The organism is Shewanella sp. DNRA4 (genome assembly GCF_012843185.1).
Classification (GTDB): Bacteria; Pseudomonadota; Gammaproteobacteria; order Enterobacterales; family Shewanellaceae; genus Shewanella; species Shewanella xiamenensis.
Genome location: NZ_JABAIP010000002.1, coordinates 1 through 24715, shown reverse-complemented (window position 1 = coordinate 24715; position 24715 = coordinate 1). Strand labels below are relative to the sequence as shown.

At 42.4% G+C, this 24715-nt stretch carries 24 protein-coding genes; 13 read left to right on the top strand and 11 right to left on the bottom strand.

Annotation, left to right across the window (positions count from 1 at the left end):
* Positions 1-5: 5 nt before the first annotated feature.
* The 6 genes from mltB (at position 6) to lipA (ending at position 5323) form a co-directional block, all read left to right on the top strand.
* The gene (gene mltB, locus HG547_RS02025; RefSeq protein ID WP_169546849.1) at positions 6-1082 is read left to right on the top strand and encodes a lytic murein transglycosylase B; all 1077 of its coding nucleotides are present in this window, start codon (positions 6-8) and stop codon (positions 1080-1082) included.
* Positions 1066-1908: a septal ring lytic transglycosylase RlpA family protein gene (locus HG547_RS02020; protein ID WP_037415153.1), complete on the top strand. Its 843-nt coding sequence runs from the start codon at positions 1066-1068 to the stop codon at positions 1906-1908. Before mltB ends, HG547_RS02020 begins: the two co-directional genes overlap by 17 nt.
* Before the next feature lie 144 nt (positions 1909-2052).
* Positions 2053-3228 (top strand): serine hydrolase, encoded by a 1176-nt coding sequence (locus HG547_RS02015; protein ID WP_037430803.1) that lies wholly within the window; start codon positions 2053-2055, stop codon positions 3226-3228.
* Between the two features lie 120 nt (positions 3229-3348).
* A complete protein-coding gene (ybeD, locus tag HG547_RS02010) occupies positions 3349-3615 on the top strand; it encodes a DUF493 family protein YbeD (protein ID WP_037415150.1) in 267 nt (88 codons plus the stop codon).
* Positions 3616-3707: 92 nt separating this feature from the next.
* On the top strand, positions 3708-4361 hold the full coding sequence (gene lipB / locus HG547_RS02005; protein WP_037430802.1) for a lipoyl(octanoyl) transferase LipB: 654 nt from the start codon (positions 3708-3710) through the stop codon (positions 4359-4361).
* Positions 4358-5323 carry a lipoyl synthase gene (lipA, locus tag HG547_RS02000; protein WP_023268311.1) on the top strand — a complete coding sequence of 322 codons (966 nt, stop codon included), beginning with the start codon at positions 4358-4360 and terminating at the stop codon, positions 5321-5323. Before lipB ends, lipA begins: the two co-directional genes overlap by 4 nt.
* Before the next feature lie 68 nt (positions 5324-5391).
* Here the strand turns inward: lipA and rimI are convergent, their stop codons facing one another.
* Both rimI and HG547_RS01990 read right to left on the bottom strand, forming a co-directional pair.
* On the bottom strand, positions 5392-5802 hold the full coding sequence (gene rimI, locus HG547_RS01995; protein ID WP_248278681.1) for a ribosomal protein S18-alanine N-acetyltransferase: 411 nt from the start codon (positions 5800-5802) through the stop codon (positions 5392-5394).
* Positions 5803-5927: 125 nt separating this feature from the next.
* Positions 5928-6278, bottom strand: coding sequence for a DNA polymerase III subunit psi (locus HG547_RS01990; protein WP_037415143.1), 351 nt, complete (start codon positions 6276-6278; stop codon positions 5928-5930).
* Positions 6279-6493: 215 nt separating this feature from the next.
* On the opposite strand from HG547_RS01990, the gene dpsA reads away from it, so the two are divergent.
* A complete protein-coding gene (gene dpsA, locus HG547_RS01985; protein WP_037415139.1) occupies positions 6494-6961 on the top strand; it encodes a DNA starvation/stationary phase protection protein DpsA in 468 nt (155 codons plus the stop codon).
* 84 nt (positions 6962-7045) lie between these two features.
* Here the strand turns inward: dpsA and HG547_RS01980 are convergent, their stop codons facing one another.
* From HG547_RS01980 to HG547_RS01960, 5 genes are all read right to left on the bottom strand, one after another.
* Entirely contained in the window at positions 7046-8251 is a 1206-nt protein-coding gene (locus HG547_RS01980; protein ID WP_037430560.1) for a heparan-alpha-glucosaminide N-acetyltransferase domain-containing protein, read from the bottom strand.
* Positions 8241-10388, bottom strand: coding sequence for a TonB-dependent siderophore receptor (locus HG547_RS01975; RefSeq protein WP_169546847.1), 2148 nt, complete (start codon positions 10386-10388; stop codon positions 8241-8243). The genes HG547_RS01980 and HG547_RS01975 overlap by 11 nt, the downstream gene beginning before the upstream one ends.
* Positions 10389-10473: 85 nt before the next feature.
* Positions 10474-10764 carry a DUF2946 domain-containing protein gene (locus tag HG547_RS01970; RefSeq protein ID WP_169546845.1) on the bottom strand — a complete coding sequence of 97 codons (291 nt, stop codon included), beginning with the start codon at positions 10762-10764 and terminating at the stop codon, positions 10474-10476.
* A gap of 545 nt (positions 10765-11309) precedes the next feature.
* A complete protein-coding gene (locus tag HG547_RS01965; protein WP_169546843.1) occupies positions 11310-13235 on the bottom strand; it encodes a restriction endonuclease in 1926 nt (641 codons plus the stop codon).
* 93 nt (positions 13236-13328) lie between these two features.
* Complete coding sequence (locus HG547_RS01960; RefSeq protein WP_169546841.1) at positions 13329-13736, bottom strand: hypothetical protein; 408 nt, start codon at positions 13734-13736, stop codon at positions 13329-13331.
* A 676-nt stretch (positions 13737-14412) separates the two neighbouring features.
* Between HG547_RS01960 and HG547_RS01955 the strand changes: the two genes are divergently transcribed.
* Positions 14413-15369: an IS1595-like element ISSod11 family transposase gene (locus HG547_RS01955; protein ID WP_169546839.1), complete on the top strand. Its 957-nt coding sequence runs from the start codon at positions 14413-14415 to the stop codon at positions 15367-15369.
* Positions 15370-15560: 191 nt separating this feature from the next.
* Here HG547_RS01955 and HG547_RS01950 read toward each other — a convergent pair whose 3' ends face one another.
* From HG547_RS01950 to HG547_RS01940, 3 genes are all read right to left on the bottom strand, one after another.
* Positions 15561-16817, bottom strand: coding sequence for a Y-family DNA polymerase (locus HG547_RS01950; protein ID WP_169546837.1), 1257 nt, complete (start codon positions 16815-16817; stop codon positions 15561-15563).
* Positions 16817-17224: a S24 family peptidase gene (locus HG547_RS01945; protein WP_169546832.1), complete on the bottom strand. Its 408-nt coding sequence runs from the start codon at positions 17222-17224 to the stop codon at positions 16817-16819. Before HG547_RS01945 ends, HG547_RS01950 begins: the two co-directional genes overlap by 1 nt.
* Positions 17225-17668: 444 nt before the next feature.
* Positions 17669-19411: a DUF6119 family protein gene (locus tag HG547_RS01940; protein WP_169546830.1), complete on the bottom strand. Its 1743-nt coding sequence runs from the start codon at positions 19409-19411 to the stop codon at positions 17669-17671.
* Between the two features lie 273 nt (positions 19412-19684).
* Here HG547_RS01940 and HG547_RS01935 point away from each other — a divergent pair, with 273 nt between their 5' ends.
* From HG547_RS01935 to HG547_RS01920, 4 genes are all read left to right on the top strand, one after another.
* Positions 19685-20236: an ADP-ribosyltransferase gene (locus HG547_RS01935; protein WP_169546827.1), complete on the top strand. Its 552-nt coding sequence runs from the start codon at positions 19685-19687 to the stop codon at positions 20234-20236.
* 693 nt (positions 20237-20929) lie between these two features.
* Positions 20930-21316: a hypothetical protein gene (locus HG547_RS01930; RefSeq protein WP_169546825.1), complete on the top strand. Its 387-nt coding sequence runs from the start codon at positions 20930-20932 to the stop codon at positions 21314-21316.
* Positions 21306-22472, top strand: coding sequence for a hypothetical protein (locus HG547_RS01925; RefSeq protein ID WP_169546823.1), 1167 nt, complete (start codon positions 21306-21308; stop codon positions 22470-22472). Before HG547_RS01930 ends, HG547_RS01925 begins: the two co-directional genes overlap by 11 nt.
* A 2-nt stretch (positions 22473-22474) precedes the next feature.
* Positions 22475-22843 carry a hypothetical protein gene (locus tag HG547_RS01920; protein ID WP_169546821.1) on the top strand — a complete coding sequence of 123 codons (369 nt, stop codon included), beginning with the start codon at positions 22475-22477 and terminating at the stop codon, positions 22841-22843.
* Between the two features lie 312 nt (positions 22844-23155).
* Here the strand turns inward: HG547_RS01920 and HG547_RS01915 are convergent, their stop codons facing one another.
* A complete protein-coding gene (locus tag HG547_RS01915) occupies positions 23156-24010 on the bottom strand; it encodes a hypothetical protein (RefSeq protein ID WP_169546819.1) in 855 nt (284 codons plus the stop codon).
* Between the two features lie 468 nt (positions 24011-24478).
* On the opposite strand from HG547_RS01915, the gene HG547_RS01910 reads away from it, so the two are divergent.
* On the top strand, positions 24479-24715 hold a 237-nt coding region (locus HG547_RS01910; RefSeq protein WP_169547031.1), incomplete at its 3' end, for a transposase.

Genomic DNA, 24715 nt, shown 5'->3' with positions numbered 1-24715 from the left:
TCTTAATGCCTATTCTTCGAGCTTGTTTGGCTCCACTGGCAATGCTTTGCCTCAGTTCATACCTTATTGGCTGTTCAACCGCTAACGAGTCCGCGACAACGCAACCAAGTGCCGCCGTGACCACACAGGCTCCCACACCGGTATTAACCGAGGCACCAGTATTACCTGAGGCCTTAAAGGCTGAGTTTATCAAAACCCAAATGGCACAAGGCTTTACCCAAGCCGAAGTCGAAAATTTCTTGGCCAAAGCCAACTACAACCAAGCGGTTATCGATGCGATTTCGCGTCCTTGGGAAGCTAAACCTTGGCATCAGTATTATCCGATTTTCTTAACCGAAAAACGCCTCAACGCGGGTCTGGCCTTCTGGAAAAAACACGAGGCGACGATTGCCAAAGCCGCCACTAAGTACCAAGTCGAACCACAAATTATTGTGGCTATTATTGGTATCGAAACTTTCTATGGCGAGTACACGGGTAATTATCCGGTTATCGACGCACTCTATACCTTAGGATTTTATTACGAGCCAAGAGCCACCTTCTTCCGCAAGGAGTTTGGTGAATTAATGAGGCTGGTAAAAGAAGAACACTTAGATATCAATAGCCTCAAAGGCTCATACGCTGGCGCCATGGGCTTTGGTCAGTTTATTCCTTCAAGTTACCGCCACTATGCTGTGGATTTTGATGGCAGCGGCAACCGTGATTTACTCCAGAGTCCAGAGGACGCCATTGGCAGTGTTGCCAATTACTTCCATGAACATGGCTGGCAATTGCATGCCCCCGTTGCTTTACCCTTAGTGAATAGCAATGCCAATGCACCTAAAGCCAAAGTGTGGGCAGGCGAGAAGTTACAATACAAGGTCTCTGATATTCTCTCCCCGAGCTTATCGCTAGCCAACGCCCGCGATTTAGATGCATCGCAAAAAGCCATGCTTATCGAGCTAGAACAAGTGGGAAGTAAAGATTACTGGTTAGGGCTCAATAACTTTTATGTAATCACCCGTTATAACCGTAGCCCCTTGTATTCCATGGCTGTTTATCAATTTAGCCAACAACTGAAGCAACAACATGACGCTAAAAAATAATCTTTTATCGCTTTTGATGCTCGGCTGCTGTTTTGCGCTCGCGGCCTGCTCGAGTTCTAACTCTGGCTCAGCCAGCGTGAAGAATAAGAATATGGATCCCAATAAGGGCCGCTACGCGCTTAAAAACGATAAGATGCCCCTTAATCCACCCAATGTAGATCATGTACCGAATGCGACCCCCAAATATGAACCCTATAGCCGCCGCGGTAACAAACCCTATACGGTTTATGGTGAGTCCTATACGGTATTAGACTCGGGGGAAGGCTTTTCCGAAATGGGTCGCGCCTCATGGTACGGCGAAAAATTCCACGGTTATGAGACATCCAATGGTGAACCCTACGATATGTTCGGCATGTCTGGTGCTCATAAGACCCTACCCCTACCAAGCTACGCTCGCGTCACTAACTTAGATAACAATAAGCAGGTGATTATTCGCATTAATGATCGCGGTCCGTTCCACTCTGACCGGATTTTAGACTTATCCTATGCCGCCGCCTATAAGCTTGGTATGCTAGGCACAGGCACGGCACGCATAAAACTGGATGTCATCTATATTGGCAATAAAACCGCAACCCAATCGGCAATAGCCAATATTCAATCCTCAGGAAACCACTATATACAGTTAGTGGCTTCGAAGGATAAACAGCGACTCCATAAAATAGCGAAGGATCTGGAGAAGAAATATCAGGTCAAGACTCGTGTACAACCGGCAAACAATATGTTTAGACTACAGCTCGGTCCGATTGGTCAAACGGAGCTTGCCGACCGATTACTCATTAAAGTGAAACAAGATGGCTATCCCGAAGGCTATATGGTTTTGGAATAGTGAACACTCACATTATGGAGTCAATTTAGCTTAAAAATACCGCAGATGAAGGAACCTTCACTGAAAACCTTTGTCGAAGGGTGGTATACTCGCGAAACTATTTTGCCTTTTCTTTCAATACAACCAAAAAGACGTGCTAAGTTAATGATGAATTTTGTAAAAAGTCCCATTAAGACATTGCTGCTAATTTCGAGTGTTTCTCTTCCTGTTTATGCTGCGCAGCCGATTGTTACCCCTGATGCACCAACCGTGGCCGCCAAGGCTTACATCTTGATGGATTATAATTCAGGCCAAATCATTGCCGAAGAAAATGCATACGAGAGTTTAAACCCCGCCAGCTTAACAAAGATGATGACCAGCTATGTTATTGGTCAGGAAATTAAAGCCGGTAACGTATCTCCCGATGATGATGTCACCATCAGTAAAAATGCTTGGTCGAAGAACTTCTCTGACTCATCGAAAATGTTTATCGAAGTGGGTAAAACCGTAAAAGTTTCTGACTTAAACCGCGGCATAATCATTCAATCCGGTAACGATGCTTGTGTCGCGATGGCCGAACATATTGCGGGTACTGAAGGCGCCTTTGTTGACATGATGAACTCGTGGGCAAAGCAGCTTGGTATGCGTGATAGCTACTTTGAAAACTCCCATGGCCTAGATTCAGAGAACCATAAAACGACGGCCTATGATATGGCACTTTTAGGTGCAGCACTCATTCGTGACGTGCCAGAAGAATACCGTGTCTACAGCGAAAAATACTATACTTTCAACGGTATCAAACAATATAACCGTAATGGTCTGCTGTGGGATAACAGCATGAATGTGGATGGTATCAAAACCGGCCACACTTCTGGAGCAGGTTATAACTTAGTCGCTTCTGCAACTAAGGACGGTATGCGTTTGATTTCAGTGGTATTAGGCACTCAAAGTGAAGCCGCTCGTAAAGCCGAAAGTAAAAAACTGCTGACCTATGGTTTCCGCTTCTTCGAAACAGTGACCCCTTACAAGGCCGGCGACAGCTTCGTGACGCAAAAAATTTGGTACGGTGATAAGAGTACCGTCGATTTAGGTGTCGCTACAGATGCACCAGTTACCGTCAGCCGTGGCCGTGCAAAAGACTTAAAAGCCAACTTCGAACTGACCAAGCCACTGGATGCACCACTGAAAAAAGGTGAAACAGTGGGTCGCTTATACTTCCAGTTAGATGGCAAAGATATTGCGCAATTCCCGCTAGTCACCTTACAAGAAGTCAACGAAGGCAGCTGGTTCAGCAAATTAGTTGATTACTTTAAGCAACTGTTTTCTGGTTGGTTTAGCTAATCCGGCTCACAAAACTCAGCCACCTTCGGGTGGCTTTGTTGTTTTTGGGGGAGTATCGCCCTTGAATCGGGTATAATCGCCACCATATAGTTCCTATTAAAATGGTTATTGAGCACGACTATGTTAAACACAAAATTTGATGAACTCATGGAGTTTCCCTGCGCCTTCCCATTCAAAGTGGTTGGCGATGCCCACGAAACCTTAACGGATAGAGTGGTTGCGGTAGTGCAAAAACACGCTCCAGGTGATTATTCACCAACAGTTAAAGCCTCGAGCAAAGGGAGCTACTATTCAGTCACTATCCGTGTCACTGTGACCAGCAAAGATCATATCGAAATACTGTACACTGAGCTTGCCGGTATCGAAGGCGTTCGCCGCGTACTATAAGTATTCCTCAAGGCTATAAAATGTGATCTAACTTACATTTATGGCCAAGAGGCGTATAATAGCGCCACTCAATTATAGGGGAGAGGTTGCCCTTGCAAGACACCACTTTGCATATTCGGCATCTGGGACAGCAGGATTATGAGTCTGTGTGGCATGCAATGCAGCATTACACCGACACTCGCAACAGCGACAGTCCAGACGAACTGTGGATCGTTGAACATCCACCCGTATTTACCCAAGGCCAAGCCGGTAAAAGCGAACATATTTTGAATCCGGGCGATATTCCCGTGATCCAGGTGGATCGTGGTGGTCAAGTCACTTACCACGGACCAGGGCAATTAGTTGTCTACCCTCTCCTCGATATTAAACGCAGTAAAGTGGGTGTCCGCCAGCTTGTTACCCATATCGAGCAAAGCATTATCGATATGCTTGCAAAGTACGCTATCACTGCCTACGCCAAGGCCGATGCACCGGGGGTGTATGTGGATGAGCGCAAAATTGCCTCTTTGGGTCTAAGGATCCGTAAAGGCTGTTCATTCCATGGCTTAGCACTGAATGTGGATATGGATTTGGCACCATTTCGACGCATTAATCCCTGTGGTTATGCAGGGCTTGAGATGGTGCAATGTAAAGAACTTGGCGGCCCACAAACCGTGATTGAAGCAGGCGAGCAACTCATTATTACCTTTAGCCAACTACTGGGCTACCAACATCTAGTTCATCATCAAGGATTAGCAGCGTCATGAATAGGCCTGAACGTTTACAACCCGGAGTCAAATTAAGAGATGCCGATAAAGTCTCGCGCATTCCGGTTAAAATCGTGCCCTCTGAGCGCGAAACCATGTTACGCAAACCCGATTGGTTAAGGGTTAAACTGCCCGCGTCTAACCAACGCATTCTCGATATTAAGCAAGCGTTACGCGCTAACGGCCTGCACTCGGTCTGTGAAGAAGCTTCTTGTCCTAACTTGGCAGAATGTTTTAACCACGGCACTGCGACCTTTATGATTTTGGGCGCAATTTGTACTCGCCGCTGCCCATTCTGCGACGTGGCCCATGGTCGTCCACTCAAGCCCGATGCGGAAGAGCCAGTTAAATTGGCGCAAACCATCCGTGATATGAAGCTGAAATACGTGGTAATCACCTCGGTTGACCGCGATGATTTGCGTGATGGCGGTGCCCAGCACTTTGCCGACTGTATCCGTGAGATCCGTAAGCTCAATCCCGAGATTAAGATTGAGATCTTAGTGCCAGATTTCCGTGGCCGTATCGACGCCGCCCTCGACATTCTGTCGACCGAGCCGCCTGATGTGTTCAACCACAACCTCGAAACTGCGCCTATGCATTATCGCAAAGCGCGTCCAGGTGCGAACTATCAATGGTCACTCGACCTACTGAAGCGCTTTAAAGAGCGTCATCCCAATGTGCCGACAAAATCGGGACTGATGATGGGGCTAGGCGAAACCAACGAAGAAATCGCCCAAGTGCTGCGTGACCTACGTGAGCACAAGGTTGAAATGTTAACCTTAGGCCAATATCTGCAACCGTCTAAGTTCCATCTGCCGGTTGAGCGTTACGTCTCACCAGCCGAGTTTGATGAGCTTAAAGCCCTTGCCGATGAGCTAGGCTTTACCCATGCTGCTTGTGGTCCATTAGTGCGTTCAAGCTACCATGCAGACTTGCAAGCTCAAGGTAAAGAAGTGAAGTAACCTTCGCTTTATTAACTCCATAAAAAAACAGCGCTAAGGCGCTGTTTTTTTTATCTTCTTCTAAAACCTTATGCCGTTTCGCTTAAGGCTAAATCCATCAAAATCGCATCTTCTTTGCCCTCTGCCAAAGGATAATAGCCTTTGCGCCGACCGGTTTCGACAAAGCCTAGCTTCTGATAGAGTGCGCGCGCGGCAAGATTTGATTCGCGAACCTCCAGCATCAGCACCACCGCCTTGGCAGCCTTAGCGCAGTCGACAACCGCCGTGAGTAGCAGATGCCCATATCCTCGCCCTTGTTGTTCTGGCGGCAAACAAATATCCAGCAGCGTTGCCTCATCGACAATCTGCTGCACAATCGCGAAGCCGAGCAACTCATCACGTTGCATTAACCCAATAACGCGGTACAAGTGGCCAAAACAATCGGCAAGGTTATTCTCACTCATAGGATGGGAATGAGCACTCGCTTCAATGCGCGCCATTTGACTCACATCGGTTGGCGTCAGAAGCACGATTTGCAATGATTCGTTAAGGGTATTAAGGACTTGATGACTCACGGGAAAATCCAAATTAAAAGGTAACTCACGATAATGTGTACTGGACACGACTAGGCCGTTAATTGCTGCTCACGCCACTGGCAAATCTGCCCCCACAAGGCGCGCTTTGCCTCACTGCGCGTTAGTAACTCAGCTAGGGGATCCGACACTAACCAAGCCACTCTGGGCCTAACCCTGTGGCGACGTAAATCCCAGACGATGGGTTTACCCTTATGTGGCTCAGTGTTGAACTCACAGTCATCCTTACTGATCCCAATTAAACCAAGGACAGTATCAATCAGTGGCTCAGCGGCAGACGACATATCATCAACATCCCAAACCACTTGATAAGGTCGCACTTTAGTATCGCGAAGCTGCCAAGGAGTTATCTCCATCGCGGCTAAATAGGCAGATTTATTCATGGGGTTATTGGGGTTTCATTAAGCACTGACACCACATAAGGATACCAGCTAAATGGGCCGAATGTTATTGCCAAGATACGGTTCATGGCTCAAGCCAAACGTTTACTTACGCTTTAATCTGTAAAATCGATTTTACGAATCTATTTTAACCGCTTTATATGTTTAGCTTATTTGATAATCTATCTTCATTGAGTAGGACAATAGGAGGAATTTCCATGATTAACATCGGCATCAACCAAGCTCATAGAGAAGAAATCGCCGCAGGGTTAAATCAGTTATTGGCCGACAGCTACAGCCTTTACCTTAAGACCCACAGCTTTCACTGGAACGTCACAGGCCCCATGTTCACTAGCTTGCACTTATTGTTTGAACAGCAATATACCGAGCTTGCCTTAGCGGTCGATTTAATCGCCGAGCGGGTACGAGCATTGGGCGCAAGGGCATTAGGTTCCTATTCGGACTATGCCAAGTTGACCGAAATCCGTGAAGATCAAGGTGTCACTAAAGCTGAAACCATGATCCGTGAACTGTTAAGCGACCAAGAAGTAGTGATTAGAAATGCCCGTGCGCTCTATCCCTTGGTTAGCCAAGCCAACGACGAGGCCACGGCAGATTTACTCACCCAGCGCATTCAACTCCATGAGAAAAATGCGTGGATGTTACGTAGCTTATTAAGCGAATAACCTTTTCATCATCCCCAAGCCAAATGGCCGAGCAGTCACGCGCTCGGCTATTTTTATTGGGCATTGTTTTAGGGTAAAGCTAATTTAGAGATACTTAAGCCAAGCCTGCGGACTCTGTCCTTTGTAACGGCTAAACCAGCGCACGGGATAATAGAGCAAAGGAATTAAGACTAAGCTTATCAGCCATACCCACCCCATATGCGCTACGCCAAAAAGCTCACCATGGTTGGCGCCAAATATCCCTTTAGCCAGCGAATACAGCAACAGCAGCACATATAAGTGCAAGATATAGAAGAACATAGGTACAGAGCCAAACACTGCTAACCTCTGCCCCATCCAACCTAATACTCTGCCTGTAGCAAAATAGCGCTCAAACACCACTAAGCCGTAGAACATCCCGCACAAGGTCACCAACAAAAAACTCAGTGATGGCGGATACTTAGTTAGATTAAATACCGACATTAAGGTTTGACCTAGAGTATCGCCAAACTGCCAAGGCAACGTCTCGCCGTAGAGATTGAATCCGCGCAGCAAGCCAAACAGCAGAGCGCAGCCAAGTCCTAACAGTATTAATTTTTGCTGACGCAGCCCCGCATCACTCCCTCTGCCAAATAAGGGGCCAGCCACATAGCCCAATAAAATCACGCCAATCCAAGGTAGCGCTGGGTAACTTATTTTCAGCTTAAGCTCGCCCTCGGCAATCAAATAACCTCGGTCATGCAGTATCGTCCACAGACTATAGCCCCACTCGTCTGGCGTAAAATGAATAGGCGACAATAGGTTATGGCCAAAGATAATCAATAGTCCGAGTAATGCCATCCACAACCTCGGGAGGTTGATTAATGCCGCAAGGGCCAACATGCTCAGCCCTATCACCCAAATCACCTGTAACCACAGGGTGTGATAATTGCCCATCCATGAGAAATTAATCACCAGCACCTCGAGGGCGATTAAGAATAATCCGCGCTTCATTAAAAACTCGCGCGCAGAGCGCGGCTCGCCATAGCCACGATTGGCGTAAAGCCAGGCCGAGACTCCAGTTAAAAAGACGAACACTGGCGCACAAAAGTGCGCCGCAAAACGGCTGACAAACAGCGCCCAGTTTGTTGTGCTTAAATCCATTGGGTCGCTCACCTGCATATGCAGGAAAAACCGCTCCCGCACATGGTCGAGCAACATAATCAGCATCACTAAGCCACGCATCATGTCGATGCTATTGATCCGCTGACGCCCTTGCTGCTTAGGCGTCTCAGACGAAGCGGCGGGTGTCACAGTGGCATTAAAATTCATAGCTAACACTCACTTTAACGTTACGTGGCTCACCCGGCACGGCCCACAGCGCCGAATAACTGCTGGCGATATAGTGCTCATCCAGCAGGTTATCGACATTGAGCGCGAGACTTAAGTTGTCAGCAAGCCGAGTAGTAAAGAACATTCCAAGCAACTGATAACTCGGTAATTGAAAACTCGGATCGGCCGAATCGCCCAAGCGTGAGTCAACATAACGCCAACTCAGCCCTAAATGACCGTCGATAGAAAGATCATTTAAGTCCTGTTTGAGAATGATACTGCCCGTGTGTTTTGGCACATTGACCAGCGGACTTCCCGCCGGAATTAACACGCCCCAATCTAGATTCAGACTGTCGTTCGCCGTGCGGGTATTCAGGTAGGCATAGGATAAGGTCGCTTGTAAGCTCTCGGTCAATTCGGCCGCGATATCCAATTCAATCCCCGTGCTCTTGGCTTCACCAAGGGTCGCCGAAAAGCCGACATTAACGGGATCAGAGGTCAAGATATTGCTCTTTTGCGCATCAAACCAAGCCAAACTGCCATTGACGGGTAGCTCAAACCAAGTGCTGTTGAACTTAACCCCTAACTCGACGGATTTGCTCTCCTCTGGCTCGAAGGGATTACCCGCATAATCAGTGCCTGAAAGCGGTAAAAACCCTTCCGAATAGGAGCCGTAAACACTTAGCGCCTCAGACCATTGGTACACTAATCCGACTTTCGGACTGACTCTGTTATCGCTTTGATCCGACAGACTCGCGTTGACCTGCTCTGCGATTTCTTGGGAATAACGGTCAAACCTTAACCCAAAATGCAGTTTCCAGTGATCGGTTAACTCCAATTGATCCTGTAAATAGGCGCCCCAGGCATCTTGAGTCTCTCGGTTTTCATATAGCAGACTGACCTCCGGCTGAGCCGCGCCATATTGGGGGGCAAAGATGTCGATAGCATAGGCGCCCTTCTTGCCTCGATAACGGTAGAGTCCCGTTTTTAGTCGATAATGATAGGCATCCGTCCCGAGCAGCAGATTGTGCCTTATGTTGCCAGTATCAAACTGGCCGCTGAGTTCGGCACGCACTGAATGGTCTTCAGAAGCGTAATCTCGATAGCGATGCTGCCGCGTCAGAGTACGTCCATCGTCATATAAGGATTGGCGCCCCTTAGCTAATTCAGCATCCGATGAGTAGCCATTTAAACTCGAATCGCGGTAGTTATAACCCGCAGTAAGCGACCAATCATCGCTCAACTCATACTCATAGGTAAGCTGATGTCCAGTCGCATCCACCTTAGTTGGCCCATCGTTGGGCTCGCCCAAGTAACGCGAACGGGGCACGGTATTAAAGTCGTTATTGAGCACCACTACGCCACGGTCAAATAACTGCTCCTGCCTAAGATATTCAACCTCATACAGAAGCGATGACTTATCGGACAGTTGCCAGCGCAGCGATGGCGTGACGATTTTTTTATCGCTAAACACGTAATCGCGAAAACTGTCATGCTCCTGCCAAGCACCATTGAGCCTAAAGGCCAAGGTATCGGTCAGCCCAGAGGTAAAATCTCCCTCCAACCGATATTGATCGAAACGCCCTGCGGAGGCTTTTAAATAGCCCTGCGCCTCGTACTGCGGCTTTTTAGTCACAATATTCACAGTCCCGCCAGGCTCCGAGCGTCCATAAAGCGCCGAACCCGGGCCTTTGAGGATTTCCACATAGGCCACGTTCGATAGGTCTCTATGACCACTAAAGCCTCGACCACCATTAAAACCATTGATTAAATAGCCCGATGGCATGTTTTCATTCCCAGGAAAGCCCCGTAATGAAAAACTATCCCACAGTCCACCACCGTTGTTTTGCCGCGCGACACTGGCGGAATAATCCAACAGGTCTTGAAAACGCGTCAGCCCAGTATCTTTAATCAGTTGCTCATCCAGCACTGTGATGGCCTGAGGTAACTCAGTCGCAGGCACATTGCCGCGGTAAGCTTGACGATAATGAATGCTTAAACGCTCGATATCATCATTAAGTCCAGTGCTATCAGTTTGCACCGCCTCGGCGGCCAATAGGGGAACACTCGTATCCAACGCCAATAACGCCACGCCCAGCACTAATGCCGAGCGCTTGTGGCTCACATAAACAGCCATTTTTTACTCCAAAAATAAACAGCATCGTTCACCTTAGTTAAGCCAAGGCGCTCGAAAAATAAGAGAAATAGATAAAAAGCAGGAGTTAGGCTGTTAGCGGCGGCGCGCGGCTATGGAAGTGGCGCCTAAATGGCGTCTTAAAGGAAATAACATCAAACTCAACCGAGATAACACCCTGTTGAGAAACTTGAAAATCTAATGGAGAGTATGAGATCGCATGCTGCAATTGATGCTGATGCAAACACAGCGCGCAGTGGGCCTTGGTATCATCATTGAGGTGGGAAACACTGTGCAGCGCAAACGCAACAGACAGCAACACTAAGATGGCTGCAAGCCATAGTGCTAATCTGCGCCTTGTTTGTATCACAGAGCTCAAACCATACATCCTCAAACCAAAGGGATTGCGATTGTATGTTAGACACTACGAAAGTTGCAAATACCTTTACTTAACAAATGTAAGCAAATGCGGTGAGAAAATTTATCGCGCGCAAAATAAAACGGCTCGCATATTTCTATGCAAGCCGTTGTTTTATTTGGCAGGGGTGGCAGGACTCGAACCCGCAACCATCGGTTTTGGAGGTGGTAATTTAAAACATAAAAATCAATCAGATAAGACTTTTTTTAGAAAGCTAAACTCGAAAAAACATCTAATAAGCACATGATTCTTGATGTTTTATATTGGTAATTTCTAACTATTTTAATCACAAAAAAAAGATATCTATTCGCACACACTTAGCTATCACACTCTTATAGGATTAGACGATTAACATCAATATGCTCTTCCTATAACTCGATTTGGAACATTTCCGCGTTAGACTTTTAGCTTGGATTAGTGAATTTCGGATTAAAATTTCTATGGGTTAACTTTTACCTAAGGGGCGGCACGTAGTATCGTCCAGCTTCAAGTTTTTGTTAAGTGTATTATGGACTTATAATTTTTTTCAATTCATCAAATGTCACTGGCTCTGTGATATTCAACTGCCCAAAATACTGTTTTGTCGACTGGTGCCAATCAATACCTAATGATACATTGTAATTTTCTAGCCAATACTTGTCTGTGATAACATCAAACTTATTTTTAATTTGAGCATTTAGGATGTTCATAATCTGTTTGACGATCAAAACAATATCGTCAAGGATATTTGACGTTGTTTTACACTCAAGTTCGTCAATGTTAGGTATTATTTTAAAATTAAATAATGATTTATTTCTTTCTATTTCTATTTTAATGTCGTCTACTTGTTCTATGCTGGAGATGTTATCTTGTATTGTTTTAATTTCAGGTTCAGATACATTTTCTGTTTTTATAATAAACTCTAACAAGAAAAGTCGAGAGCAAGGCAAAATAGGGCTCGGTATGGTTTCAGGATAAGAAGTTATTTCACCACAAATAAATTTTACTTGCTCAGGCAATTCAAAAGGGTCACTTCCGATTATTGAAACCATATGTCGTGCTATGTGTGGTGTTATTATATTTATATCATCTATCTTTGATGTTTCATCTAAAATCAAAGAGCGCTTTTCTAACCATTCATTTTCACTTGGTATTTTTAATACATGATTCAATGATTCATTATTTCTTTGTCTTGGCATGGATAGATAACCAAGTAATGAATGATGCAGCCAACCGCAGATCATTTGGTTATCAGAAATCCAAGGTGCTTTTTCATCTGGTTCTGGTATGTTTTTATATGGCCAAACATCAAATTCATCGATTAAGCAGAAAATTGATTGTTCCCAGTGTAATTTTTTTTGCTCAATTATTGCTAATCTTCTAAGTTGTTCATTCCACTCAATTCGACTTATGATGATATGATCAATGCAAACATTAAATTCTTTGTTGAAAATTCTAATGTGTTCAGCTTCTGTAACTCTTGCATCGTTAATGCTGCTCCAATTTATTGAATTATTAGCTTCAATAAAATCAAGCTCAGTGCCAAAAAATAATTTTGTTTTCACAAAACTGATTGGTTTAATATTGAGTTCTAATTTTGAACCATCCTGAGTGTTGGGTCTATTAATGATGTGAGGTTTACCAAATCTAATAGTAAATGAGCTTAAGCGTTTCTGTAACCATTCTGATAAAATTATTGATACCTTATGAGTCAAATCGTTTATTTCTACTAATGTATTTAGTCCCTCTACAGTTATGGAAGAAAAAGAGAATAATGATGTTGCCCCTTCTTCACATGTAAGTGGCAATGGTGCTTTATATGGCTCAAATGTTTTTGTATCTAAAAATGTTTTATTGATAGTACATTTCAAATGATTTAACGATGCTTTAAGATTAGTTAAAAGCTCTGTAACATCTTTTTCTTCTGCATGATCGTTAACGATATATGGAAGATCATTTTCATGTTCTCTTATTAAAATTGGCAAATTGACTGTTAACAGTTTGCTTATGAATGATTTTCCGTCAAACCAAATTGATCTTAGCAATGGATTATCTAGAATAATTGAGCATAATATATCACCATCGATAAAGTTCAGATTGAAATTTTGATAATTATCTAAATATTCTCTTTTAGCCTGTGGCGAAATCTTGGCATTCGTAATGAAAATTCCTTTTTTATAATTGAATTTTATTAAAGCCATTGGTAGTTCCGATAGTTCTCTGCTACCACACACCAACTCAGAACTGTTGTGAAACTTACATTGTACTAGAAGTTTTTGACCAGACTGGTCTTCGGCATATAGATCTCTTCCACCATCTCCAGGTCCATCCATTTTTTTTGTATTAGTGCAACCTAAAGAAAATAAAATGTCAGCACTTAAATCAACTAATAATTTTGGATCTAAAATTTCAGTTAATTTTAACTTAGGGTTTTCCGGCCCTTTATAACTCATAATTCACTTCCTATTACCGTATACACTTAACGCTTTAAACAGCGGAAAACGCGAGCGCAGTGAGTGGTTTTCCGATGATTTAACTTGTTAGCACTACCCACCAAGCTGACCGATATTATATTTTTTTGTGTCGCCTGATCCGTCTGAATACTTCTCTGAAATACTCAATTCGTTACCATTTCCGGAAAATGTTATTTTTGAATCATATTGATCAGTACGCCATCGCCCTGTATCTGCACCCCATATAGCCCTATTTCCTTCTAATTTACATTTGTACTTCCAATGTTTACCGTCATCACGGCGAAAATATGAAAGATAAGTAACATCACCTTGGATAGAATCAACTTTGATGATGGAAGGATCTCTTCCCATTGTCGCAGCAACTGTGGCAACACATATTTGCTGGTCACTGAAATTACCTTTATCTGAACCACCACAGGCGGACAACGCCAATGTAACAACAATTACTAAAGTGTTTAGAAATTTTTGACGAATGCTCATACTTTATCCTTGAGTGTTAACGCCGCCAGCATGCGCGGCTTTGTAGTGGAGGCGAAGCCGCAGCGGAAAAGACGTCACCGTGACTGGCCTTGTTATAAACCACCTTACTCACTTACTGCCGCCGATGCTGAACCTACATCTTTTTTAAACAGCAGTATGAATAGATAAATTACGCTAAAGATTGGAATAAGTGACAAAACAGCACCGAGTAAACCCGCCACCACTGGCTTTTGCATTTTGCGACGCGCTACGTAATAGCATAGTGCGCCCATGATCAGCGCGAAAATGATTACAAACTGGCCGTACAAAGTAGCATTGATATTCAAATGAACTATTCAAATGAACTCTCCTTGTGGTTTATAACATTTTATTCGTGCGCATGCGCGTTTACCTCGTTGGACCAGTGAAAACGCGCACGGTTAACTATCTGTATGTAAAGAACTTATCAGCTTTCTGCCAAATACACCATCTGCAAAAACGCACATGCGCGTTTTCAAAACCTATTAACTTAAAATCAGCCGCTATAGTTAATTGATTTTATAGCGTTTTATTTATTTTGGATGGAATTAGTGCGCACTGATTTTGTCTGAAAATCATACCAAAACACCTAAATTTAAATATGACTGTATACCCATAAGGGCTATCCATTTAGCGCCACCAGTGTCAATATGTAGTAATGAAAACTTCATCGTATTTATTAAAAGCTGGCGTCGATTACCCTACAAATTGGGACGAATTTGTTGATTGGTTTCATGATGAACAATCTTGCACTAGCTACCTTTACGCACTTCGTTGGCCAAACGGATTCATTTGCCCAAGCTGTTCGAGCCATCAATCACCTTATCAGTTAAGTAATGGCAAGTTAAAATGTCATGCTTGCCGTTTTCAGTGTTCAGTAACATCAAATACACTTTTTGACAAAACAAGAACCCCCATGAAAAGTTGGTTTGCAGCTGTCTGGTTTATTACAAATCAAAAGAATGGGGTCAGCGCTCTTGGAGTCCAAAGGCTATTAGGTCTTGGGAGTTATCAAACTGCTTGGTCTTTAATGCACAAGTTAAGATATGCCATGGTAGATCCTGAAAGAGATAAACTGTCCGGCATCGTAGAGGTTGACGAAACATTAATCGGTGGAGTCATTCCAAAATCATCTATTAAAAATCAACAGGGTAAGCGTAAAGCTATAGTTTTGGTGGCTGTTGAGCTGCTATCACCCTCTGGATTTGGGCGGATACGTTTAAGGCAAGTAGAAAGTGCAACTAAAGAACATATCCATCAATTCATTCAAGATGTAATAGAACCTGGTAGCACAATTTGTAGTGATGGTTCTCAAGCATACAAGCAAATAGACAAAAAAGGATATAAGCATAATCGGATGGTGCATTTAGGTTCATCTGTACCTGCACATGAAACAATGGCTGGGGTGCATCGAGTCTCATCATTATGTAAAAGATGGCTTTTAGGTACGTATCAAGGTGCGGTAAAGGCTAAGCAACTTGATTATTATTTAGATGAGTTTACATTTCGCTTCAACAGAAGAAAGTCAGATTCTCGGGGATTATTATTCTACAGGTTGCTTGAGCAAGCAGTGCGTTCTAAGCCGATAACGTACCAATCAATTAAAAATCGATAACCACAATATATAGTGGTTGGTCGTGCTAAGTGGATAGCCCTTATACCCATACATTGTTAGCCGATTTCTGGTAAGGCCAAACATAGTAAATAGATAAGAATTTGTATGGCAGCAGGAGTGGGAATTTTCGATTGAGCTAACGAGCCGAAACACTGAATGGGGGCATAAACAAATCAATCTACTGTCGGATATCAACACTTTATCTCGGGCAGACAATGCCACTTGGTTGTGTATTGTGGTGTGAGTAAGTCTCGACGCATAGCCCATTTTTGCTCGATACCTTGAGCGGCAATGAATAAGGTGTCTGTGCCATAACGTTGATTGATGCCATCGAGGGTCTTCATTAACGCTGGTTTAGCTTTTGAGACATTGAATAAATCTAACTGGCCATGCATGGTGCTAACCAAATCAATCAGGCCCACGCCGACTTTATAATAACGTACGCCTGCACGGAAAAGTTGAGATGCTGCTTGTGTCATACCTTGAGTGAGTTCAATGCTGCAATCGGTGGCACAAGCAAAGTGCACTAAGGTTTTAAAGCCTGTTGGGCGTTCATCGTAGGGAGAATTGCTGGCAAACAGCAACATGGTTTTACAGCTTGAACCTTGCTTTCGCGCTTTCGTTGCGGCAATAGCCACATGTTTACTTAAGGCTTGCAGTAAATCCTCATATTCAGTAATACGCTCGCCCACACTACGAGTTGAGAATATTTGCTTCTTATCCGCCCTCGCCTCATCCCACACTTTGCACGCTTGCCCATTGAGTTCACGCACAGTGCGTTCTATTTCAATACTAAATTGCTTACGAGCTAAACCAGCAGGGATTTTTGCTAAGTCATAGGCGGTTTTTACGTTCATTAGTTCAAGTTTTTTGCTTATCCTGCGCCCAATACCCCAGACATCATTTACATTCATTGATTGTAAAATTGAAATCCTGTCTTGTTCATTATCGATAACGCACACACCGTGATAGCCAGGTAACTTTTTTGCCGCATGATTGGCCGCTTTAGCCAGTGTGAGTGTTGAGCCGATGCCGACACAAACCGGTAAACGAGTTTCTTTCCAAACCGCTTTTCGAATCAATTGGCCTTGGGCTTGTAAGCACTTAATGGCGGGGTAACTATTTTTAAAGGAGAGAAAGCTTTCATCAATGGAATAGACATGCTGCTCTGGTGCAAATCGGCCAATGACATTCATCATCTTTGCGGATAAATCGGCATAGAGTTCATAGTTACTTGAACAAACAATGACACCTAATTTCGTGCACAGGTCTTTGACCTGAAAGTATGGTGCAAACTTAGGAATACCGCATTCTTTCGCTTGCTTGTTTGCCGCAACAATGCAGCCATCATTGTTGCTCAAAACAATCATTGGCTTACCACGCCAATCAGGTCTAAATACCTGCTCGGCGCTGCAATAAAAACTGTTGGCGTCTACCAAGGCAAACATCAGATATCCGCCAATAATGGACTTTGGCGATGACAACGAATAGAACGAATAACAACCCCTTCAATCGTAAAGTTATCGTAATCGTGAATAGGCTGAGGTTGGTGCTGTTCATTAGATGACAGTAGCATGCGATGCGTTTTATCGAGGATTTTACATACAAACTCACCGTTGAAATTGGCAACAATCACATCACCATGACGCACGGTTTCCTGGCGGTCAACAATCAATATATCGCCATAAAAAATGCCCACGCCCTGCATTGAGTCACCTTTTGCGATACCAATAAATGTCGCGCTGGGATGCACAACTAACAGCTCATCAAGGCTGAGACCCAACTGGCTATATTCAGCCGCAGGGCTTTCGAAGCCAGTGATACCGGCACTGGCATAGATGGGGATAATACGCATAGTCAACATCACTGTTTTTATATACAGTTATTATAGGCGTCGTTAGATAACTGGCAAGAATTATTGTGATGTTCCGATGTAACAACATTGGTTCTTTTCTTTATCGAAGATCACGTTAATGCTCATTAGGTCGGTATAGCCTTATTCAACTCTGAGGGTTGCAATTTCGCTTATCACTGTAAGTCATCAATACATTGTGGCTGTATTACTTGAAACAGAAACAAAACCCTGGTGGTGAGAACAATTTCGTACTTCCTCTTTTCACTCGTTCCTACCGTTGCTCATAAGCCGTTATGCCGAGCAGTGCCAAAAGCGAACATTCGTTAAACCTAAATCTCATCGGTTAATAAAGTAAACGTAGTCAATCCCTAATATTCGGTACCATTTGACAAAGTTCAACATGGTTTATTCTTCGTTGTGTTTTGAAATCAAATTTTTAGTATTTCAGGATGCACTCGTACTTTTCTTCGATTGAGTAAATCGAATCATCTTAACTGGAACCATTGATAAACTTACCTTTTTAAATTTTAGAGTTTTACGAAGTCTTTCATAAGTAAGTTTTAACTCATACTTAGCCATTAGCGGTAAGTCGTTTTTGTCTGGTTTTGCTAATGATTGATCATATAGTAGCCACATTTTCACGCAGTAATCAGTTCCGAGCACCTCCTCAGTAATTGGTTTTATATGATCTAGAAATGCCTTCTTGCATTCTTTCGACTGCTTTTCAATATATGATCTGATGTCAGCTAAAAAAACTTCATCCGTTAAAAAGAATTCGCAGTAGAATCTAGTTTGTGAAAAAAGATAACTAACTGAACTACAACCAGAATGCTTTTTAACCTGAATGATGTGCATTTCATTGCCTGATTTCTCTAAAATATCGCAGAATTCTTTGTCTTTTTTCGCTTTCCCAATTTTTAATTTTGCTTGATCAAATTCGATAGCGTTCTCATTTCTCTGGCAGTAAATATCGTTAAACTTCTCTTCTCTATTTTGCTTAGATTTTAAACAGGAAATATCTAAGTTTTTATATTCGTCATCGATCTCTAACTCTAAAAGATCCTTGGCTATGAAGTTTTCAATTGACTGATAAAAATCAGTGTCAACTTTCCTCCATTCACCTAGCGCAAGAATGTAATAGTCGTTATTAAAAGTAATTTCAGAAACTAAGCAGTCGTAAATGCTCCACTTTAGATGGTTCAATATGCGTTCTTCATCGTGGGAGTAAGCATAAATTGACCTGTTACTCAGCGACTTTACAGTTATATCTTCAGATTTATTAAATACTTGAGTGTATATATCTTCTATTCTGACATGAGAAAATATGTTATTTTCTTTTTTTGATGAATTCTTATATGAAAAACTATACTGATCATCTGAAATGAACTCTGGAATAGCAATATGAATTTTGGATAATTTCTTGTTTACAAGATCGTCAATTAAATTTTGGTTTAACTCTTCAACAATTGACTCATCCACTTGAGAAAGATTAGGATAGTTGGGGAAAAGCTCTTTATATGAATCAGATTGATAAGATAAATAAAAGTCATCAATAAATGAAATTAATCGCTTCCAATTTAGCTTGTCATCACCAATTACCTTTAGTGTTAAGCAATCTTTTCCTTGAAGAGTGATGTTTTTATCATCTTTTAAGTGTGCTGATATAAAGCGAAGAAGCTCAACTTCTGACATTCCAAAATCAAAAGTATCAGAGGGCTTACTTTGCTGTCGATCGATAACTTGAGTGGTATATGAGTGAATTGAACTTTTTGCTTGTCTAACATCGCTATTACCACACAGATTCATTGCCACGATAATACCGAAATCAGGTTCTATAGACTTCTTGTTAAGCCAGCTGCCCCCTCTAGTACCGAACGATGCCGCGAAAATTCTATTGTTCTTATTTATAAGAAGTAAGCCGCTTGGGCGTTCTGATTTTGATTTGAAATCAAGTGAGTCATTATCATCTAAATTCTCATTAACGAAGTCTAGCCAAGGAGGCACAGTGCTGGCATTATTGATAACTTGCTGACAATAAAATTTGCAATCAATTCCATCAACCTGAAAGCTCCTAACTTTGAAGTTAGTTGAGTCTTGCTCACGTATTTTCTGTTTATCGACAACATCTTGAAAGCTCTTTCCACTTTTTGACAGATAAAGAGTGATTTTTCCTAGTTCGCAATCCATTATGTTCTTCCCTTATCGAAACTGGTTACATCGTAATCAGATACAGGGACAAATCGCAAGTAATTTGGTTGAGCAGAAAAGGTTTATTCAATAGATGTTTATCTACCTAGCCTACTCGATAACGATAATCATTGATTCGAAAGAAATTGACATGCTAATCATGCAACAGTCATGGGGTCATAAATTAAGTAGCTTACATGAGGCATGGTAGTGACACTCAATATTTTAGTCTTTAAAATCACTGTAATTCAATAGTGAGCGCAATTAGTAATAATGAGTAAGAGTCTAGAAAATTTCTTAAAGGTCGCAGTATATGACCAATTTTGGAGTGTCGTTCAACTGAACCATTCAAAGGTGCAGAAAGAGGTCTTCCTATCAAGGGATGAAGCAGTAGCTCTTTATGCGTATACGGTTTGTTATCCGCCAATGTATAAGGCAATCAATTCAGCGTTGAGAGAGAACAGACTTAATAACTTCTTAATCAAACTTGTCGATTCTGCTTTGAATAAACTTCCAGTTTATACTGCTAGGTATGTTTACCGGTGGTCTATGCCGACTTTGAATGAACAAGCTAAATTGGCAAATAATGAAGTTATAGTAGATCGAGCTTATTTAAGTACTTTGAAAGTCCCAAATGTACTTACGATGGTGGAGCATGACTGTATAATCATTAAAATTAAACACTTAAATGGACGAGATATATCTTTGTTCTCCGATGATTTTTCTGCCGACATTCAGGAAGTACTTATTCCTCGAGGCTCGTCGTTTTTGCAATACCATCCCCATGACCCAGATTTTGATCTCACGATTGAGCAGGTTGCATAAAGTCGGCTTAGACCAGCGATATAAACAATACATGTGTGTGAAAAATTTTTTTGCACCGTTACAAATTTTAAGCGAAAGCAGACGTTACGTCTGCTAATAACTCAAAGCGAACCTGAAAGTAACTGGATGATTGCTTAAATGGGTGGTTAAGCAAAAGTGCAACGAGTGACAAAAAGCCAATTATCAGGGTGGTAAATTCGGGTGACGTTTTGCACTCTACCAAACTAAACGTGCAACCTTCCCATACATCCGAGAAAGATCCGTGCAACAATCCCACATAACCACTAAATCACGTTGAACAGGTTTAAACAACCCGAAAAGTACCATCAAAATCTCGCTAGTAGCCGAAAACAGCGGTTTAACGTAGCTCATCCGTGCAACCATCCCATAGGTCTAAGACTGAACCGTGCAACAACCCCACATACTAATAAGGCAAAAGTGCAACCATCCCACATATAAATCCGCTAAGTTGTTACATGTCACGCCGCTCTTTTCGTGACATGTAACAGAAACAAAAAGATATAAGAAAATCAATTACTAATTTGAATAGAGTCCTCATTCCAAATCGACATATCTAATCTTTCAGCCTTCTAACGATAATGCCATTTGTCCAAAACGGGCAGTTTGACGTGCCATGTTTCGTGTATTACCGCAGCAAAATAACTCTGCAATCAACAACGCTAAGAGGTTTTTATGAAGCTAAATGGTATTGAAGTGCTAACACCAGCTTCGGCACATGAACAACAAGAGGTTTGGGTAGTCAGGTTAGATCCGCCCGATCAACCCGGAAATCGGGGGCCAGATGGTGACTTGCTCTGGCCGGAGGTTTTACTGTGCAAACACAGAAAAGATGCACAGGAATTAGCTGAATTTCTAAGCAAAGCAGCGCTTGATGACTTATCCGCTTTCATGGCCGCGGAGATTGAAGATTTTACATTAGGCCTTCCGGATACAGACCAATATATCGTTGCTCTCTGTAAAAGTATCGATAGGTACAGATATGCCTGGTTAATAGAGCCTAGCATCAAAAGTATTCAGCAAATCGAAGTACTAAAGGAGGCCTTTGATCATGAGAAGTAAGCATTTATTGGGCGTGGTTGCTTTTACGTTGGTTGCTTACTCTAGTAACTTACTTGCTCAGGAGAGTGCAACCGTAGGGCAGAAATCAACGCAAGAAAAACGTTCACAGAAAGAAACAGCAATCAACGATGAAACCAGCATGGAATTACAACGACAAAAGGGGGAAGAACAACGCAATGGTGAGGAAACACGAGATACCACTTCAACCTCGGTACGTGATTCGGACGAAACATCATCTCGGCGCCAAAATCAAATAACTAACCGTCTGGCAGTTAAAACAGCGCCTCTTGCAATGCTAAATGAACTGTTTACATACATAGAGAAAGGTCATTCTGCGAAAGGACGAACTGCAAATGTAATCAGACATTGTGCGCTCGTTACAAAACCCAAAGCTCCACAATTTCCAGATCTAGAACCTAAACCACTCGTAACCAGCGTTCAAGCTTGTATGGCTTGGAACAAAGAAAAAACGATGGGACAGTGCCAGGTTGAGTTGCACCAAGCAAACTTCAATTGGGCGACCACAGGTATGCCATCGTTTATTAGGATTCCATCATACAGACTCGTTGAAGATGGCATGTGCTGGGCCCTTTACGGACTTGTTGCCGAAGCGACTCTTGAAGATATATCCAATGGGATTCCACTCAAAGGAAATAATCCGTCTGGCATCAAATTAGCCCTAGCAAACGCGATGGGCAAACAATTGATGAGAAATGACCTGCCAGATAAAGCCAAAAAGATTGTGGAGAGGCAATTTGGGCAGAACTGTGTAATACCAACAAGTCGTGGGCATCGCTATGAGGGAAAATACGAGTGGTCCTGCGGCTCATTTTCTGTTGATCCAAAAAACATCTCGGCCTCAATTGGTGAGTTCACTCTGTTTGGGAAAGGAAACTCTCTATTTGGTGAGACCTGGGAGATGGAAACATCACAAAGCCAAGACACGCTCTTTTCAGTATCGACTAATAGAGCAAACTCAAAAGAGGCATCAACGTCCGACGCCCAATATGCAAGCACAGACAACCGTTCATCTAAATCACGAAACCTGTCAATGAGAACGTCAGAGCGCTTACAAACAGAAGAAGCATCCAACCTCAGCAACTCAACAGAAGCAAGTTTCACAGTGTCCCAGCCAGGTATCAAAGGAGGTAACTAACAATGAAATCTGTACTTTATGGCATCATCATTGCCAGTCCAATCACAGCGATTATCATCTATTTTACCTTGTCCGGCAGACAGGAAGTTCTTATCCAACAGAAAACACATGAAGTTCAACAACAAATCCGTTCAGAAGAATTTCAGCGTAATTTTTCTAAAGCATGGACTGAATTTGACCAGCTCAATGAGCATGACAAAGCAGCTCTTTCGGTTGAGGATGCTGAGCGTGATGAACGGATCAAAAAACTAAAAAAACTTCGTTCCCAACTGGAAGCATCTGATAGTCAATCAATGGATAGCCTTGAAGCTGACCTAGCGGAAATGCGAAAGGCACTGAAGGAAGCTGAACAGAGGAACAACACAAAATAAAGAGATGAGACTATAGAATTTCAAATATCGGGCTACACTCCCCCATATATAATTTGTAGTAGCTCATATCTGATGGTTTGGACTTCATCTGACAGGCCGCTATGAGCGAGAACCCAGAAATACGACGATGCACTTTAATGGCTATTAAAGTGCACTATTTTCAAATCAGTAATGTTTTTAGTATCGCGTTTATCGACGCTGGTCAATTTTTAGACCACTACAACATTATTTAAAGTAGTACATCAATATGCTAGCTATTTTCATTATTCCAGCTTGTTCTGAAATAGATTTAGCAATAATCGTATTAGATAGTTAATCAACTACCCAATAACGCATAGGATCTTGCTGGCCCCACATTAGTTTTGTCAGAATACAATGCGAATTTTGTTGACGATAAAGCTTCTCGATAAATGATGGCATTTCGGCCAAGTATTTATGCTCACAAAATTTAAAAACTTTTCCAGTACAAGAACCTTGGTCTGGGAATAGCGTTATATATGTATCGGCCCCATTACCTTCTTTAGTATTTTTATACACAAATGAATCGTAGCCTCGGCTAATAGCCCAATCTTTTAGTTTAAAGGTCAAGTCTTGCCATACTAACTCAGTGTTTGATTTAAATAAAAATTCCTCACCTATTGCAATCGATCTATTTTTTCGCTCTTTCAACTTACTTGAAAAAATCCTATTTGTTTCTCTCTTCCTTTTTAGTTCTTTGATATTTATCAAAGACTCTCTTATATAGAGTTCTACGTGATCTATATATATTAAACCATTAAATGGTTCGAACAATTTATAAACTTCACTTAACTCTGCTGGTGATATATTTGTTGTATCAACGACTTCCGGTCCGGCACTACCAATCGGATCATCCTCCCATAAGTCAAGTAATCGCAATGACCGCTCAGTTTTCACTTGATACTCATAAATGTAAAATCTCTTTGCAAATTCGCTGAAAAGTTTCGTAAATTCAGGAATTGATATTTTTTCAATTAAAACTCCATTTATGTTAATCACATTTACTTGCTCCCCTTTTATCATATATGAATTTTGATGTGCAAACATACCATCAACTCTATCAGCCGAGACATCTGGGCTGGAACCAAAATGGCTTAGAACAAATTTTTCTTTACTTATTTTCTCTTTACTAACATTATAAAAAAACATCGTACCTCCAAGATAACCGCTTTAAATAAAAATCTGATTTTATAGAACAAAATAAAAATTGATAGAACCTAAAGTCACATTTTTAGTAATAGTGAGACTAACTATTCACTAAAACCATTTAATAGCCAATACTTCACAAAATGACTTTTAGCCTTATTAAAATACTGATGTTCATACTCTAACGGCGATAGCCCATTATTGGAACTATGCTGTAGTTTTTTGCTAGCAATTGCTATAGTTTTTTGGCACGGCAATCCACATATTTAGGCCCATTAGAATCATCCTTACTCGAACATACACCAAAGCCGGATAAATTTTAAGCCACCATAAATGACAAAAAAGGCAGGTTAACCCTGTCTCTCATACACAAATCCCTGAACAATGCTCAGGGATTTTTTTTGAACTCATTCCCCGCATTGTGATCAGATCGTCTAGGGCTAAATATTCGAGGCGATTATGATGAAGATGATGGATCCAGAGCAGTGGGCGCAATGTCAATTTGGGCACGCAAACCTCAACGACCCAAGACGTACACAAAGACTTGTTTCACTGGCTACCTCAATTACCCAACAACCCGGAGTTGCCGTGTCCAAACTTCCCTTATCTCCCGCTGAGATGGAAGGGGCCTACCGATTTATCCGCAATGAGAATATTCAAGCCAGTGATATTGCTGAAGCGGGTTTTCAAGCCACCGCGCAGCAAGCT

What these genes read in the sequence shown, in the direction of transcription:
- HG547_RS01980 (WP_037430560.1), bottom strand. Translation starts at nt 8,251, where the DNA reads ATGAATTTTAATGCCACTGTGACACCCGCCGCTTCGTCTGAGACGCCT.
- HG547_RS01990 (WP_037415143.1), bottom strand. Translation starts at nt 6,278, where the DNA reads ATGAATAAATCTGCCTATTTAGCCGCGATGGAGATAACTCCTTGGCAG.
- lipA (WP_023268311.1), top strand. Translation starts at nt 4,358, where the DNA reads ATGAATAGGCCTGAACGTTTACAACCCGGAGTCAAATTAAGAGATGCC.
- dpsA (WP_037415139.1), top strand. Translation starts at nt 6,494, where the DNA reads ATGATTAACATCGGCATCAACCAAGCTCATAGAGAAGAAATCGCCGCA.
- rimI (WP_248278681.1), bottom strand. Translation starts at nt 5,802, where the DNA reads ATGGCGCGCATTGAAGCGAGTGCTCATTCCCATCCTATGAGTGAGAAT.
- HG547_RS01965 (WP_169546843.1), bottom strand. Translation starts at nt 13,235, where the DNA reads ATGAGTTATAAAGGGCCGGAAAACCCTAAGTTAAAATTAACTGAAATT.
- HG547_RS01940 (WP_169546830.1), bottom strand. Translation starts at nt 19,411, where the DNA reads ATGGATTGCGAACTAGGAAAAATCACTCTTTATCTGTCAAAAAGTGGA.
- HG547_RS01935 (WP_169546827.1), top strand. Translation starts at nt 19,685, where the DNA reads ATGAGTAAGAGTCTAGAAAATTTCTTAAAGGTCGCAGTATATGACCAA.
- HG547_RS01955 (WP_169546839.1), top strand. Translation starts at nt 14,413, where the DNA reads ATGAAAACTTCATCGTATTTATTAAAAGCTGGCGTCGATTACCCTACA.
- HG547_RS02020 (WP_037415153.1), top strand. Translation starts at nt 1,066, where the DNA reads ATGACGCTAAAAAATAATCTTTTATCGCTTTTGATGCTCGGCTGCTGT.
- HG547_RS02015 (WP_037430803.1), top strand. Translation starts at nt 2,053, where the DNA reads ATGATGAATTTTGTAAAAAGTCCCATTAAGACATTGCTGCTAATTTCG.
- HG547_RS01950 (WP_169546837.1), bottom strand. Translation starts at nt 16,817, where the DNA reads ATGTTTGCCTTGGTAGACGCCAACAGTTTTTATTGCAGCGCCGAGCAG.
- HG547_RS01945 (WP_169546832.1), bottom strand. Translation starts at nt 17,224, where the DNA reads ATGCGTATTATCCCCATCTATGCCAGTGCCGGTATCACTGGCTTCGAA.
- HG547_RS01915 (WP_169546819.1), bottom strand. Translation starts at nt 24,010, where the DNA reads ATGTTTTTTTATAATGTTAGTAAAGAGAAAATAAGTAAAGAAAAATTT.
- HG547_RS01975 (WP_169546847.1), bottom strand. Translation starts at nt 10,388, where the DNA reads ATGGCTGTTTATGTGAGCCACAAGCGCTCGGCATTAGTGCTGGGCGTG.
- ybeD (WP_037415150.1), top strand. Translation starts at nt 3,349, where the DNA reads ATGTTAAACACAAAATTTGATGAACTCATGGAGTTTCCCTGCGCCTTC.
- HG547_RS01925 (WP_169546823.1), top strand. Translation starts at nt 21,306, where the DNA reads ATGAGAAGTAAGCATTTATTGGGCGTGGTTGCTTTTACGTTGGTTGCT.
- mltB (WP_169546849.1), top strand. Translation starts at nt 6, where the DNA reads ATGCCTATTCTTCGAGCTTGTTTGGCTCCACTGGCAATGCTTTGCCTC.
- HG547_RS01920 (WP_169546821.1), top strand. Translation starts at nt 22,475, where the DNA reads ATGAAATCTGTACTTTATGGCATCATCATTGCCAGTCCAATCACAGCG.
- HG547_RS01960 (WP_169546841.1), bottom strand. Translation starts at nt 13,736, where the DNA reads ATGAGCATTCGTCAAAAATTTCTAAACACTTTAGTAATTGTTGTTACA.
- HG547_RS01930 (WP_169546825.1), top strand. Translation starts at nt 20,930, where the DNA reads ATGAAGCTAAATGGTATTGAAGTGCTAACACCAGCTTCGGCACATGAA.